Here is a 15095-nt window from a genome sequence, read left to right on the forward strand (position 1 = left end):
ATGGATGTGACCGACCGAATCCCCGAAGCTCAGGTGGATCTGACTGATCTGCTGATCAGGACGGCCGGCCATGATCGACAGGCCTTTGCTGAGTTGTATGACGCGACGGGCGCCCGGGTATTCGGGCTCATCCTTCGCGTACTACGCGATCGTGGTTACGCCGAAGAGACACTGCAAGAGGTATATCTGCAGATCTGGCAGAAGGCGGGCGGGTTCGACCCGTCGGCCGGTTCAGCGCTCAGCTGGATGCTGACCATCGCCCACCGCCGTGCCGTGGACCGGGTACGGAGTGAAGAGGCCGCCGGCAAGCGCTCGAACGACTACTCGGTATCCAACTTCGAGGCGCCGGGCGACACTGTCGCCGACTCGGTGATCGCCGAAGAGGAACGCTCGGACGTGATGTTATGCCTGGGCAGCCTCACCGCCACCCAGCGTCAGAGCATCGAGTTGTCTTACTATGGAGGCCTGACCTACCGGCAGGTCGCGGAGCGTTTGGACGCCGCCCTACCGACGATCAAGTCCCGTATCCGCGACGGCCTCCGCCGCCTCAAGACTTGCTTGGAGGCGAACCCCCATGGCTGAACACAGCTGGATCGATGAGCACATCGAGCTCTATGCGGTGGGTGCGCTCGACGACACCGAGATCGACCGAATCGAGGTCGAGATCGCCCGGGAGACGGTGGCCGAGCAGCGCAGGTACCGGCACGAGGTGTCCCGTACCCGTGAGGCGCTGGCGAAGATGACCATCGAGGTCGCGACGCCGCCACCCCCACGGATCCGAGAGCAGTTGCTCGCCAGCCTGTCGTCGCAGCCGCTGGATCCGCCGGATTTTGACCGGTCCACCGACGGCGTGGACCCAGGCAAGGCCGTCAGCGCATCGAACAATGTCATCGACCTTGCTGCCCGTCGTCGTCGTATCAGCCTGGCCGTCGGCTCGGTCGCAGCTGCCCTCATGCTCGTCATCGGAGGGGTGCTCGTCGGCAGGGTGACCGCCCCGGACACGGGCGCTCCTGTGGCCAGCGAGCTGGAGCAGGACACGAGCAAGGTGCTCAGCGCACCCGATATGCAGCTACGACAGGATGCGGTCGGCGGCGGAAATGTCACTGTCGCGGCGTCACGCGAAGCGAACACTGCGGTGGTGTTCGCCGACGGTCTACCGCCGACCCCGACTGGCCAGACGTACCAGATGTGGCTGCTCGGTGACTCGCACGATCCGACGTCGGTAGGCCTGATGCAGGGCGACCCCGGGCGTCAGGTGATCGCTCTCGATGATCTGACGGGCTCCGACAAGCTGGGCATCACCATCGAACCCGATGGGGGATCTCCTCAGCCGACCGGCGAAGTGATCACGGCGGTCCAGTTCTAGTCTGAGATTCACCGTTTGTACTGCCCAAACGCGTGCAGCCATCTGCTTCGGTTCGGGTGTCGGTAACTGTTGAGTGTGTCGAGTTCAACACCATGACCACCCCGCTTCGCATGCTATGTTCCAACGCAGTGATGTGGCGCACGCGTGTCGTGCGCCACATCAGGCTATTTAGGGGTGGGCGCCAGAGCACACGTTCGGTTGCCCACCCATACCCATGACGAGGGAGCTTGTATGAGTGTGGGTGTCGTGCGTGAGACGACGGCTGGGGAGAATCGGGTGGCGTTGGTCCCGAAGGTCGTCGCGACGCTGGTGAACAAGGGTGTGCCGGTGGTGGTGGAGTCGGGTGCAGGTGAGGCTGCCTTGATTCCGGATCAGTTGTATGTCGATGCTGGTGCGTCGATTGGTGATGGGTGGTCGGCTGATGTGGTGGTGAAGGTCGATGCCCCGACTGATGCCGAGATCGGGAAGTTGTCGTCGGGTTCGTCGTTGATCGGGTTCTTGGCTCCGCGCAATGATGAGAATCAGATCGGTGCGTTGAAGGCTGCCGGTGTGCAGGCGTTCGCGGTCGAGGCCATCCCGCGGATCTCTCGTGCCCAGTCGATGGACGCTTTGTCCTCGCAGGGCAACGTCTCGGGCTACAAGGCGGTGATCTTGGCGGCGGAGAAGTCGACGCGCTTTTTCCCGATGCTGACCACCGCGGCCGGGACGGTGAAGCCGGCGACGGTGCTGGTCCTGGGTGTGGGTGTGGCGGGTTTGCAGGCGCTGGCCACGGCCAAGCGGCTCGGTGCCCGCACCACGGGGTACGACGTGCGCCCGGAGGTGGCCGAGCAGGTCAAGTCCGTGGGCGGGCAGTGGCTCGATCTGGGGATCGACGCTGCCGGTGAAGGCGGGTATGCCCGTGAGTTGACCGATGAGGAGCGCGCGAAGCAGCAGCAGGCCCTTGAGGATGCGATCAAGAGTTTCGATGTGGTGATCACGACCGCGTTGGTGCCGGGTCGTCCGGCGCCGCGGTTGGTGACCGCGGCCGCGGTCGAAGGTATGAAGCCGGGCAGTGTGGTGGTGGATCTGGCTGGTGAGACCGGCGGCAACTGTGAGCTGACCGAGCCCGGTGAGAATGTGATCAAGCACGACGTGCTGATCTGCAGCCCGCTGAATCTGCCCGCGGGTATGCCTGAGCATGCCAGCGAGTTGTATGCGAAGAACATTCTGGCGCTGATCGAACTCGCGCTCGATGATGACGGTAATTTCGCGCCGGACTTTTCTGACGAGGTGTTGGCCGCGGCGTGTGTGACGCGCGAAACCGAGAAGGCAGGTGCCTGAGATGTATACGGGTTTACTCGCGAATATCGCGATCCTGGTGTTGGCGGGCTTTGTCGGCTTCGCTGTCATTTCCAAGGTGCCCAACACCTTGCACACGCCGTTGATGTCGGGGACGAACGCCATTCACGGGATCGTGGTGCTCGGTGCGTTGATCGTGTTGGGCCGGTTGCCTGATGATGCGCCGTGGGGTGTGCGGATCATCGCGTTCGTCGCGTTGATCTTCGGAACGTTGAATGTGGTGGGTGGGTTCTTGGTGACCGACCGGATGTTGGGCATGTTCAAGAGCAAGAAGGCCCCTGTGGCGGCGCCGGAGCAGGGAGCTGACAAGTGAACAATCTGGTCAATATTTTTTATATTGTTGCGTTTTCGATGTTCATCCTCGGTTTGTCGGGGCTGACTGGTCCGAAGACCGCGGTGCGTGGCAACTGGATCGCCGCGACCGGTATGGGTATCGCCGTGATCGCGACGTTGATCGAGATCCGCGACACCTATGCCATCAACTGGATTTTGATCGTGGCTGGGTTGGCGATCGGTGTGATCTTGGGTGTGCCGCCGGCCAAGCGGACGAAGATGACGGCGATGCCGCAGTTGGTGGCGTTGTTCAACGGTGTCGGTGGCGGCACGGTGGCGTTGATCGCGTGGTCGGAGTTCATCGAGACGGCAGGTTTTTCGGAGTTCAAGCACGGTGAGTCCCCGACCGTTCACATCGTGATCGGGTCGCTGTTCGCGGCGATCATCGGTTCGGTGTCGTTCTGGGGGTCGCTGATCGCGTTCCTGAAACTGCAGGAGTTGCTGAACAAGAATGTGGAGAAGGCGTTCGTGAAGAACGCCAAGATCTTCCAGCTCGCCAACATCGTGTTGTTGGTCATCGCGCTGGCGGCGTGTGTGTTCATCGGGGTCAACGCCACCCCGGGTGAAGGCTCGAGCCAGTGGTGGATCGTGCTGGTACTCGTCGCCGCCGCGGTCATGGGGTTGTTCGTGGTGCTGCCGATCGGCGGCGCCGACATGCCTGTGGTCATCTCGCTGCTCAACGCATTGACCGGTTTGTCGGCCGCGGCGGCGGGTTTGGCGCTGAACAACACGGCGATGATCGTGGCCGGCATGATCGTCGGCGCCTCGGGCAGCATTTTGACGAACCTGATGGCTACCGCGATGAACCGGTCCATCCCGGCGATCGTGTTCGGGTCCTTCGGTGGCGGCGGCGGCGCGGCTGCAGCCGGTCCTGCCGGCGAGCAGGGGACGGTCAAGGCCACCAGCGCTGCCGATGCGGCGATTCAGATGGCGTACGCCTCCCAGGTGATCGTGGTTCCCGGGTACGGACTCGCGGTTGCCCAGGCGCAGCACGCGGTCAAGGACATGGCGAGCATTCTGGAGGAGAAGGGTGTGGAGGTGAAGTATGCCATCCACCCCGTTGCCGGCCGGATGCCCGGACACATGAACGTCCTTCTCGCCGAGGCTGATGTGGAGTACGACGCGATGAAGGAGATGGACGACATCAACGGTGAGTTCTCCCGCACCGATGTCACCCTGGTCATCGGGGCCAACGACGTCACCAACCCCGCCGCCCGCAACGATCCGTCGTCCCCGATTCACGGGATGCCGATCTTGAACGTCGACCAGTCCCGCTCGGTCATCGTCCTCAAACGCGGCATGGCCTCGGGCTACGCCGGCATCGACAACCCACTGTTCACCGCACCAGGAACCTCGATGCTCTTCGGCGACGCCAAAAAATCCGTCGGCCTGGTCATCGAAGAACTCAAAGCGCTGTAACAAGCGTGCTCTACGCAGAGGATCTCGTCGAAGGTCAGACGTACGAACTTGGTTCGTATCTCGTGACCCGGGACGAGATCCTCTCGTTTGCGCAGCAGTGGGATCCGCAAGGTTTCCATACCGATACAGCCATCGCAGAGGCAGGATTCTTCGGCGAGGTCATCGCCAGTGGCATCCACACCCTTGCCGTCTTCCAGCGCCTCTCGGTGCTCGGTGCCTACAACCGCTGGGCCGTCATCGCAGGACGGACGTTGCGAGATGTGCAGTTCCGCAGTCCCGTTCGCTCGGGCCAAGAACTGACCGGCTCGTTGAAGGTCACCAAGGTCGACCTCGACAAACCGGGTCGGGCCCTCGTGGTCACCGAAGGTGTACTCGCCACCGGCGACACCACCGTGCTGACGGTCGATCTCGACATGTATGTCCGTACGCGACCCGTCGCCTGACGACGTCACCACCCAAAGTTCGCGCCACCTACTGCGATACGCGCCGGATACAACGGGAGCGAATCGCGGCAGGTGGCGCGAATTTTGGGGTCGGGGACCAGTCGGATCAGAGCCAGTCGGCCGGGGTGTCGAGGGTGGTGCGGTCGAGACTGGCGAGGAGGTCGAACTGCGGACCCGTCTTCGGCAACTCGTACCGGTAGAAGTACTGCGCCGCTGCGCGTTTGCCGTCATAGAAGTCGCCGGTCTTCGCGCCCACCGCCAGCAGCTGCTCCAGCCAGATCCAGGCGATCACCAGGTGTCCGGTGGCTTCGAGATACACCGTCGAGTTCGCCAGGCTGACTGCGGGATCACCTGCAGACCACAGGGTTCCGGTGATCTCCACCAGCCGCTCGAGTGCCGTGCGGAGCTGTCCGGCGTACTCCGGTTCGGCCGATTCGGCTCTCTCGATCGTCTCAGTGATCGTCCTGGTCAGCAGCTGCAGACCGGCCCCACCCTGCATGACGACCTTCCGGCCGAGCAGGTCGAGACCGTGGATCCCATGGGCGCCTTCGTGAATAGGGTTGAGACGGTTGTCGCGGTAGAGCTGTTCGACGTCGAACTCTTTGGTGTAACCGTATCCGCCGAGGACCTGAATCGCGAGGCTGTTGGCCTCGAGGCACCACTGCGACGGCCAGCTCTTCGCGATCGGGGTCAGCACATCGAGTAGCAGTAGTCGCTGTGCGGCTATGGCCGGATCGGTGGCGGTCTGCTGTTCGTCGACGAGCCGTGAACAGTAGAGCCCCAATGCCAAAGCGCCTTCGACATAACACTTCTGGGCCAGGAGCATCCGCTTCACGTCAGGGTGGGAGATGATCGCGACGGGTGCGGAGTTCGGGTCCTTGTTCGTCACCGGACGGCCCTGGGTCCGGGTCTTCGCGTAGTCGAGCGATTGCAGGTATCCCGCGTAACCCAGTGAGGTGGCGAGGAATCCGACACCGATCCGGGCTTCGTTCATCATCTTGAACATGTAGCTCAGGCCGCGGTGTTCATCGCCGACCAGGTAGCCGACAGCGCCGGACTCGGCCACGGGGTGATGCGTTCCGTCACCGAAGTTCAGCAGGGTGTTGGTGGTGCCGCGGTTGCCCATCTTGTGATTGAGCCCTACGAGCGCCACATCATTGCGGGTGCCGTCGGCGAGGAACTTCGGCACCACGAACAACGAGATCCCCTTGACGCCCGGACCGCCTCCCGGCGCCTTGGCGAGGACGAGATGCACGATGTTCTCGGACAATTCGTGATCTCCGCCGGAGATCCACATCTTGGTCCCGGTGACCCGGTAGGAGCCGTCGTCGGCAGGCTCTGCCTTGGTGGTGATGTCGGCGAGCGACGACCCGGCCCCGGGCTCGGAGAGGCACATGGTCCCGAAGAACCGGCCCTCGAGCATCGGCTTCACCCAGGTGTCGACCTGCTCGGGAGTGCCGTACTCGACGAGGAGGTTGGCGTTCGCCATCGTGAGGAACGGGTACGACGCGGTCGCGGCGTTGGCCGCCTGGAACCAGGCCATGGCCGCACGGGCCACGACGGTCGGCAGCTGCATGCCGCCCAGCGATTCGTCGAACTGGGCTGCGACGATTCCGGCCTTGCCGAACTCGTCCAGGGCAGCTGAAACCTCGTCGATGATCACGACCTTGCCCTCGGCATCCATCCGCGGCTCGTTCTGGTCGGACTTCTTGTTGTGTGGGGCGAATCGTTTGACCGCGATGTCGGCGCAGAGGTCGAGGATTCCGTCGAACGTCTCCTTGGAGTGTTCGGTGTAGCGCTCGAGCGAGGTCAATGCAGCGACGTCGAGCCACTCGTATAGCAGGAAGTCGAGGTCACGACGGGACAGCGGGGAGACGGCCATGGGTGTCCTTGTAGTTGAACGGGCTCGAGCGTAGAACTTAGCGCTCGCTTATATATGAGCACTCGCTTAGGATGCACTCTGCACCGATCTTCGTCAAGATCCCTCGATGCGAAAGGTGGGCACATGGTCCAGCAGGTCTCGGACTCGGCGGCGGCAGAGCGAATCAGGCGCGCAGCCATCGAGGCCTTTGCGGAATCGGGGTACGGCGGAACGTCGACCCGGGAGATCACCAAGCGTCTCGGCATGAGTGCGACGGCGATGTACCCGCATTATCGGTCCAAGGAAGAACTCCTCTTCGTCATCAGTCTCCAGGGTCACCGGGCAGCACTGGAGGTACTTCAGGTGGCCGACGATCCGGCCGCCGATCATCTCACCCGACTACGTGCGGTCGTTGCCGCCTTCGCAGGTTGGCAGGCCGAGCAGCGTCAGGTGGCGCGAGTCGTCCAGTACGAGTTGCACGCGTTGACGCCCGAGCACTACCGGACCATCGTCGCGATCCGACGACAGACGACGGCGGTCATCGCCGAAATCGTGGAAGGCGGAAAGAAGTCGGGGGAGTTCGACATCGATGATCCCGACGACGTGGTGCTGGCGATCTCATCGCTCTGCGTGGATGTCTGCCGATGGTTTCCGTCGACCCGACATCGCGATCCCGAACGCCTGGCCCGGACCTATGCCGATCTGGCTGCGCGGTTGGTGTTGGGAGCTCGGTAGACCGGCGACCAGCGACCCGCCCACCCACCCGTTTTTGCGTCGCCCACCGGTTGTTCCAGGTGGTGCGCGCAAATTCGGGTGGGGGAGGGTGTTGGAGCCGGGCAGCCCCACCCGTAACCGGTGTTATCGAGCTGAGACCTCTTCAGTGCGGACCTGTAGCTTCGGTCGGATACTGTTGCGCCAGTGACTCAAGTTGCGCGTGTGACGCGTGTGAATAGGACGCTCGTGGCTGCTGCGGCGGCCATCGGGATGTCGACCGGCGCTGTGGCACTGATTCCGACAGTGATGAATCCGGCGTCGTCGGCCGTGGTGCCGACGGTCTCCGAGGCCGACCTCACCGCCATGTTCAACGCTGCCCAGGACGAGTTCGGTCGCGGCAACGCAACGGCCGGCCTGAGCAAACTGCGCACCCTGCTCGCCGCCAATCCTCGCGACACCGACGCGCTGGCCCTGCAGGCACTGTGGTCCGACTACTGCGCCGACAGGAACGCGACGCAGTCGGCGCTGACGTCGCTCGACGCCCTCGACCGAACGCTGGCGCAACGAGTCAGGAACTCGATCTCCGCCATCGACGCAGGCGTGCGGATCGGCCCCGACCCCGTGCCGCGGTACTACCCGCAGACCACCGGCATCGTGGTCCTCGGTGCGGGACTCCGGCCCGACGGTGCGCCCACCGACGAGACGGCGAGCAGGCTCTTCGCTGCCTGGACCCAGGCGATCGTGGCGTACCAATCCCCGATCATCATCTCGGCGGGCGGCTCGCACCATGGCCGAACCGAGGCCACCGTGATGCGCGACTGGCTGGTTGCGCATGCGCTCCCCGCCACGCGGATACACCTCGAGACGCGCGCCCAGAGCCTGCCGCAGCATGCCGCGCTGGCGGCTGACGCGGTACGCGGACTGCGCGTGCGGGAAGTCGTCCTGGTGACCTCGCCCGACGAGATCCGGCGCGCGGCCAGCGACTTCCTGATCGCAGGGGTTCCGGTGGTCGCCGCGACCACGTCGACCCGCAATCTGGTGACCAACGCGGCACCGCCGTCGAAGGTCAACCAGAAGTCCTTTTATCAAGACGCCGCCCAGGTGGTGGGCATACCGGCCGAGCGTGGCACCGGGGTTGCGCCACGGGCCTTCATCGCGCCGGCTGCCTGATCGGCGCTGCCGACTCAGGCGGCGGGCACCGACCGGAAGTGACTGATGATGCGGCCCTCCGCATAGACGTGGAACGCAAGCCCGGGAGGCTGGGTTTCGTTGATCACGTCCGAACCCTCGAACGGCAGATTGAGCGTCGATGACACCCCGGGGGCCAGGCACAACGGCCGGCCTGCGAACGCGGTGACCGCGCCGGTGTGGGCATGTCCGCACAGGAACGCGACGATGTTGGGGTGCTTGTCGACCAGCGCGATGAGCCGTTCCTCACCCGACTGCCGGATGGTGTCCATGAACGGCATCTGCAGCGTGACCGGCGGATGGTGGAACGCCACGAACACCGGGATGTGAGACCCTGCCCCCGCGATCTGCGCATCCATCCAGGTGAGGGTGTCGTCGTCGAGACGACCCTCGTTCTGGCCGGGGATCGAGCTGTCACACATCAGGAACAGTGCGCCCGCGATCATCTGTGAGTAGTTGAGCGGACCGGTCTCGGTGGTCCCGCGCAGCAGCGCGTGCCCGAATTCGCCGCGGACGTCGTGGTTGCCGGGTAGCACCAGCATCGGCAGCGGGGTGATCAGGGTTGCCGCGGCTTCCTCGTACTCGCTCTGGCGACCGTCGTCGGCGATGTCGCCGGTGACGACCAGCGCGTCGATGCCGTCGGCCCGGCGGTTGATGTAGTCCAGGACCGAGGTGACCCGATCGCGTCCGCCGGCGGTGCCGTTGAAATGCAGATCGCTGATGTGCGCGACGACGAGCACGTGCTCTCCTCCAAGTCTTGTGGTCCAGCGTGAACGCGTGCTCCGGCGTCGGCTCCGGCTCTGCCTTCGTTCGGCTCGAGTCCGGCTCCGGCCACGCCATCGTGTCGGCTGGGCAACGCTCTGACTGCTACCTGTGTACGACCGTAACGTTTGGCCCCGCGCAGGTCACATTCTCCCGGCGATACTCACAGGTCACCGGGCAGCTTGTCCCGGCGGATACCCCGCCACGACGGGTGACGCAGATGACCCGCGGTGGTCCAGTCCATGAATCTCACATCGGCGACCAACTTCGGCAGCACCCAGACGGCGTCGGCCGAAACCTTGCGGTCGAGGGTGTCGAGAAAGGGGGAGGTCTTGCGACGCAGGGGTTCCAGTTCGGTCATCAGAGCATCGAGTTGGCTGTCGCTGAAACCCGTCCCGACCCGCCCCACATAGCGAAGCCCGGTCTCCTCGGGCAGACCCATCAGCAATGACCCGATGCGAGCGCCCCGGCCCCCTTTGCCCGGACGCCACCCGCCGATCACCACTTCGATGTCGCTCCAGTTCTTCTGCTTGAGCCACGTCTTCGATCGCCGGCCCTGCTGGTAGGTGGAATCGCGGCGTTTGGCGACCACACCCTCCCAGCCGCGATCGCGGCTCGTGGCGATGGCAACCGACCCCGGCCCATCGAGCAGGGGCGGGAGTTGGACGAGGTCGGAGCGAAAAGCCTTGGCGATCTCTTCCAGCAATCCTCGCCGGTCCTCCCACTTGAGCTTCAGCAGCGACGACCCGTTGAGGTAAAGAATGTCGAAGAGCAGCAGTTTGACGTCGACATCCCCGATCTCGCTGCGGCCGGCGAGACGGGTGAAGTTGGTCCGGCCCTGTTCGTCGAAGGCCACGACCTCCCCGTCCAGCACCACATCGAGCAGGCCCAGGTCGTCGCCGATGGTGTGCAGTGACGGGAAGTCCTTGGTCATGTCGATGCCGGACCGTGACGTCAGCCGGAGCTTGCCGTCGATGTAACGCAACAGGATTCGATATCCATCCCACTTGCCTTCGAATGCCCATGTGTCGCCGGTCAATTTCTCGATGGACTCGTCGGTGGCCAGCATCGGCCGCGGGTCACGCAGGCTGTCAGGCACGATCGGGCGCGGCTCGTCGGACATCAGGTGAGCCAGCCAGTTCTTGTCGCCGGTCTTGATCAGGGCATACCGGCCCTGGACACGCTCCCCGTGCAAGCGCACGATGATCTCTTTGTCGCGCCACTTCTCGGTCTCATAGGTGCCTCGGTCCCAGATCTCGACATGGCCACCGCCGTACTCTCCGGCGGGGATGTCACCCTCGAAGTCGCCGTAGTCGATCGGGTGGTCTTCGGTCTGGACGGCGAGGCGGTTCTTGTCCCCCTCGAGTGGCAGGTTCTTGGGTATCGCCCACGACACCAGCACTCCGTTGCGTTCGAGCCGGAAGTCGTAGTGCAGCCGACGGGCGTGGTGTTCCTGGATCACGAACATCGGGCCTTCGGCGCGGTCGTCGTCGGATCTCGTGTTACCGAACGGCTCCGGCGTCTTGGTCTCGTCTCGCTTGCGCCGGTACTCGCCGAGGTCGACAACGTCGGTGTCCGCGGCTGTCGTGGCCTGTGGAATCGGAGCCGAGCCGGTGGCGGACACATCCTCCAGGCCGGTGAGCAGATCGCCGAACTCGTCGAGTCGGGCCGTCATCTCGTCGAACATGATGTGCCGGATTTCTTTGTCTTCCAACTCTTCCCACGCACGGGGTGCGGCTACCCGGGGCTCGTCGCGGCCACGCATCGAATACGGGGCGAGCGTCGTCTTCGACGCGCTGTTCTGGCTCCAGTCGACGAAGACGCGGCCACCGCGCACCGACTTCGTCATCTGTGCGGTCACCAGGTCCGGGCTTTCCGACTGCAGTTGGTTCGCGATCTGCTTGGCGACCTTGCGCGCCGAGTCGGCGGAGATCGGGGCGTCGAGCCGGAAGTAGACGTGAATGCCTTTGGAGCCGCTCGTCACCGGGAAGCTACGCAACCCGATCCCGTCGAGCATCTCTCTGATACGCAACGCGACACTCGCGCACTGGAACAGGGTGACGTCGGGTCCGGGGTCGAGATCGAGGACGACGCGGTCGGTCATCCGATCCTGTTTGTACGACACACCCGCAGCGTCGGAGCCGAGCGTCCACTGCGGGACGTGTAGTTCGAGCGCAGCCTGCTGGGCCAGCCAGACGAGTTCGGCGCGCGACGAGAGAACCGGGTAGACGACGCTACGGTCGCTGTGTTCGAGCTGCACCCGGCCCACCCATTCCGGTGCGTGGCCCGGCAGGTTCTTTTCGAAGAACGGGGTGCTCTCGACCCCGTCGGGCCAGCGTTTACGGGTCACCGGCCGGTCACGGATATGCGGCAACATCACGTCGGAGATCTCGCTGTAGTACTCGATGACCTGTGCCTTGATGGTCCCCGTTGCGGGGTAAAGCACCTTGTCGAGGTGGGTCACCGAGATGGTGTGCCCGTCGACGTCGAGGCTGTTACGGCTGGGCATGACCCGACCTTTCCCGCGCCAGGGGGCTGCGTCAAATGGCCGATACCTGCACAATGACGATATGCGTTCGATTTGGAAGGGCGATCTCAGCTTTGGCCTGGTCAATGTGCCGGTCAAGGTGTACTCGGCGACGGAGAGTCATGACCGGAAGTCGCATCAGGTCGATTCGAAGGACGGGACCCGGATCCGGTACCGCAAGGTCCGTGAAGGAACGGACGACGAGGTCGAGTTCTCGTCCATCGCGAACGCCTACGAGAGCGAGGCCGGCGAGACCGTGGTCCTGACCAAGGACGACCTCTCCGAGTTGCCCGTGCAACGCAGCCCCGAGATCTCGATCACCGACTTCGTGCCGGTCGACCAGGTCGATCCCATCTTCTTCGACAAGCCGTACTACCTCGAGCCCGCGAGCAAATCGCCCAAGGCCTATGCGCTGATGCGGGAAGCGCTGCAGGAAACCGACCGACTGGCCATCGCCACGTTCACCCTCCGCAACCGCACCCGTCTGGCTGCTCTGCGGGTCGTCGGCAACGTCCTGACCTTGCAGACCTTGCTGTGGCCCGACGAGGTGCGGGAGGCGGCCTTCCCTTCGCTCGACGAGTCACCGGACCTCAAGCCCCAAGAATTGAAGATGGCTGCCTCGCTCATCGAATCGATGTCAGGTGACTTCGACCCCCAGCAGTACGAAGACACCTACCAGTTGGAGCTGAGCAAGCTCATCGAGGCGAAGGCCGAGGGCACCGAGGCGTTCAGCGCACCGGAGAAGGCCGACGATGACGATGACGACTCGGAGGTCGCGGACCTGCTGGCCGCCTTGCGTGCGTCGGTGAAGGACCGGGGAGGGTCTGCGTCCGCAGACTCCGAGGACGACGAAGACGAGGACGCGCCGAAGAAGGCGCCCGCGAAGAAAGCGGCCGCCAAGAAGGCCCCCGCCAAGAAGGCAGCAGCCAAGAAAGCGCCGGCCAAGAAGGCGCCTGCCAAACGCAAGGCCGGCTGAGAACCTCCGTTTCCGACGGTCTGTGCTGCCCGAGATCGGCGCGCTCTGGCAATCTGGACACATCACACGCAAAGCAGTAGGACCAGACCTCGGTGACGTCGCAGCGCCGCCGAAAGACACCCGTGCCCGCAGACGGGTCACCGCCGTCGAGATCGCCGAGGCCGCGGCCCTGGCCGATGTCGCCGCGGCCATCTGCGTCCTGAGCCGGGTCCTGCCGATCGGAGGAGCGGCGTCGTTGGTCGCCTCGGTGCCGTACGCGATCCTTGCAGGCAGGCGCCGGTTCCGCGTCAGCCTCCTGGCGGCGTTCACCGGCTGGGTCGTCGCATTCCTCTTCGGTGGGGTGACCGCGGCGAATCTCGTTGGCAGCGCAGCCGTTTTCGGAACGCTGGTCGGTATCGCCTTTCGTCGCAGCTGGAAAGCGCCGCGAGTCACGCTCTCCGCCTTCCTCTTCCTGGCGATTCCGTCGTCGGCGATCGCGACCGGACTCATCGCACTCTTGACCGACTACCGCGAGTTCATGATCACCCAGATCCGCAACGGCTGGCAGGGCACCGAGCGGGTGATGAACAACGCGGGCTTCGAATCGGCCACCGCGATCATCGACCCGGCGGTCACGTGGTGCCTGAGGTACTGGTGGATTGCGATCCCGGCAGCTGGTGTCGTGGGCGTGACCCTGTCGGGCCTGGCTGTCTACGTGGTACTGAAGGGTCCGGTGCCCGGGATGATCGCCCGTCTGGGAGCCCCGCACACCGACAACAGGATCGATGAACACGGGCCGGTGGCGCCGTTGCCGCTGCAGTTGCGTGGGGTGGGCGTGCAGTACCCGGGCGCGGCGGTACCGGCGATCCACGACGTGTCGATGAGACTCGGCGCCGGAGAGGTCGTCGCGGTGACCGGGCCTAACGGAGTCGGGAAATCCACTCTCGCAAGGGTCGTCGCGGGTCGGGCCCCGACCGCAGGCACCGTCGAGCGTCCCGGAGCTGTCGGGTTGGGCAAGCGCGGCGGCACCGCGGTGATCAGCCAGCGGCCGGAGACGCAGGTACTGGGCATGGTGGTCGCCGACGACCTCGCCTGGGGCAATCCGCAGCTGACCGAGGACCAGATGACCGTTCTGCTCGATCGGGTCGGCCTGTCGGGGATGCTGACGCGGGAGACGACAACGCTGTCCGGTGGTCAGCTCCAGCGACTGGCGATCGCAGCCGCGCTGTCGCGGGAACCGGCGGTACTCATCAGCGACGAGTCGACGGCGATGGTCGACCAGGACGGTCGCCGGGCTGTGATCGGTGTTTTCCGGGAGCTCGCCGACAGCGGCGACACCGCGGTCCTGCAGATCACCCACGACGTGGGCGAGGCCTCGCTTGCAGACCGTGAGGTGGTGCTCGACTCGAGCCACCGCGACGCCGGTGCCGAACTGCTCAGCCCCAGCCGGGGGATCGGGCACATCCACGGTGCGCATGTCGGTCTGTACGACGTCGGCTACGCCCACGACGCCGGAACCCCTTGGCACAACCAGATCTTCAGCGGACTCAACCTACAGATCGCGGCCGGTTCTGCCGTCCTGATCACCGGACCGAATGGTGCAGGCAAGTCGACGCTCGCCAGGGTTCTCACCGGACTGCAACCGCCCACCAGCGGGTCGGTGATGGTCGACGGGGCGCAGGTCCGCAACGGCCGGAAACACGCGTTGCTCGGGTTCCAGTACTCCCGATTGCAGCTGGTCCGGTCGAAGGTGCGGTCCGACATCCGAGACGCCGCGGGCGTCGATGACACCGCGGTGAACGTCGCCCTCATCGAACTCGGCCTCAATCCCGCCGTGCTCGGCGACGCGCTCGTCGATCAGCTCTCCGTCGGCCAGCAACGCCGGGTGGCCCTCGCCGGTCTGTTGGCCTGCCGGCCGCGTCTGCTGGTGCTCGACGAACCGCTCGCCGGTCTCGACACCCCGGCCCGCGCGGCGATGGTGCGGGCACTGGCCAGGGTCAAGGCATCCGGCACCACGCTCATCGTGATCTCGCACGACGTCGGCGAGCTCACCGAACTCGTGGACCGGACCATCGTCGTGGACAGGGGGACCATCGACGGACAACCGGTCGCCCCGGCCCCGGATCCGTCGACACTGAAGTCGACGGCAAACCTGGCGAGCGTCGTGCGGACGCTTCCGAACCCCTCGC

Annotated in this window: 12 protein-coding genes and 2 pseudogenes; 11 read left to right on the forward strand and 3 right to left on the reverse strand. The window is 64.8% G+C overall.

Going from position 1 to position 15095, the window contains the following annotated elements; translation table 11 throughout:
• From sigK to J3S28_RS01110, 6 genes are all read left to right on the forward strand, one after another.
• Positions 1-582, forward strand: a complete 582-nt coding sequence (gene sigK, locus J3S28_RS01085) for an ECF RNA polymerase sigma factor SigK (RefSeq protein WP_207838065.1) — start codon at positions 1-3, stop codon at positions 580-582.
• Positions 575-1366, forward strand: a complete 792-nt coding sequence (locus J3S28_RS01090) for an anti-sigma factor (protein ID WP_207836069.1) — start codon at positions 575-577, stop codon at positions 1364-1366. The genes sigK and J3S28_RS01090 overlap by 8 nt, the downstream gene beginning before the upstream one ends.
• A gap of 231 nt (positions 1367-1597) precedes the next feature.
• Positions 1598-2686 carry a Re/Si-specific NAD(P)(+) transhydrogenase subunit alpha gene (locus J3S28_RS01095; RefSeq protein ID WP_207836080.1) on the forward strand — a complete coding sequence of 363 codons (1089 nt, stop codon included), beginning with the start codon at positions 1598-1600 and terminating at the stop codon, positions 2684-2686.
• A gap of 1 nt (position 2687) precedes the next feature.
• A complete protein-coding gene (locus J3S28_RS01100) occupies positions 2688-3017 on the forward strand; it encodes an NAD(P) transhydrogenase subunit alpha part 2 (RefSeq protein ID WP_084839465.1) in 330 nt (109 codons plus the stop codon).
• Positions 3014-4456, forward strand: coding sequence for an NAD(P)(+) transhydrogenase (Re/Si-specific) subunit beta (locus tag J3S28_RS01105; protein ID WP_207836082.1), 1443 nt, complete (start codon positions 3014-3016; stop codon positions 4454-4456). The genes J3S28_RS01100 and J3S28_RS01105 overlap by 4 nt, the downstream gene beginning before the upstream one ends.
• Before the next feature lie 5 nt (positions 4457-4461).
• Positions 4462-4899, forward strand: coding sequence for a MaoC/PaaZ C-terminal domain-containing protein (locus J3S28_RS01110; RefSeq protein ID WP_307796731.1), 438 nt, complete (start codon positions 4462-4464; stop codon positions 4897-4899).
• A 106-nt stretch (positions 4900-5005) separates the two neighbouring features.
• On the opposite strand, the gene J3S28_RS01115 is transcribed toward J3S28_RS01110, so the two are convergent.
• Positions 5006-6781, reverse strand: a complete 1776-nt coding sequence (locus tag J3S28_RS01115; protein ID WP_207836085.1) for an acyl-CoA dehydrogenase — start codon at positions 6779-6781, stop codon at positions 5006-5008.
• A 123-nt stretch (positions 6782-6904) separates the two neighbouring features.
• Here J3S28_RS01115 and J3S28_RS01120 point away from each other — a divergent pair, with 123 nt between their 5' ends.
• Complete coding sequence (locus tag J3S28_RS01120; protein ID WP_207836088.1) at positions 6905-7495, forward strand: TetR/AcrR family transcriptional regulator; 591 nt, start codon at positions 6905-6907, stop codon at positions 7493-7495.
• A 201-nt stretch (positions 7496-7696) separates the two neighbouring features.
• A complete protein-coding gene (locus J3S28_RS01125; RefSeq protein WP_207836091.1) occupies positions 7697-8644 on the forward strand; it encodes a YdcF family protein in 948 nt (315 codons plus the stop codon).
• Between the two features lie 14 nt (positions 8645-8658).
• Here the strand turns inward: J3S28_RS01125 and J3S28_RS01130 are convergent, their stop codons facing one another.
• Together J3S28_RS01130 and J3S28_RS01135 are read right to left on the reverse strand one after the other, a co-directional pair.
• Entirely contained in the window at positions 8659-9402 is a 744-nt protein-coding gene (locus J3S28_RS01130; protein WP_207836093.1) for a metallophosphoesterase, read from the reverse strand.
• A 185-nt stretch (positions 9403-9587) separates the two neighbouring features.
• Entirely contained in the window at positions 9588-11933 is a 2346-nt protein-coding gene (locus J3S28_RS01135) for an ATP-dependent DNA ligase (protein WP_207836101.1), read from the reverse strand.
• A 61-nt stretch (positions 11934-11994) separates the two neighbouring features.
• On the opposite strand from J3S28_RS01135, the gene ku reads away from it, so the two are divergent.
• The 3 genes and pseudogenes from ku to J3S28_RS28950 all read left to right on the forward strand — a co-directional run.
• Positions 11995-12927, forward strand: a complete 933-nt coding sequence (ku, locus tag J3S28_RS01140) for a non-homologous end joining protein Ku (RefSeq protein ID WP_207836104.1) — start codon at positions 11995-11997, stop codon at positions 12925-12927.
• Positions 12928-12949: 22 nt separating this feature from the next.
• A pseudogene (locus J3S28_RS28945) lies at positions 12950-14164 on the forward strand (DUF2232 domain-containing protein); the annotation flags it as partial.
• A 291-nt stretch (positions 14165-14455) separates the two neighbouring features.
• Positions 14456-14842 (forward strand): annotated as a pseudogene (locus J3S28_RS28950) (ATP-binding cassette domain-containing protein); the annotation flags it as partial.
• Positions 14843-15095 lie beyond the last annotated feature (253 nt).

Source organism: Williamsia soli (assembly GCF_017377795.1).
Taxonomy (GTDB): Bacteria; Actinomycetota; Actinomycetes; order Mycobacteriales; family Mycobacteriaceae; genus Williamsia; species Williamsia soli.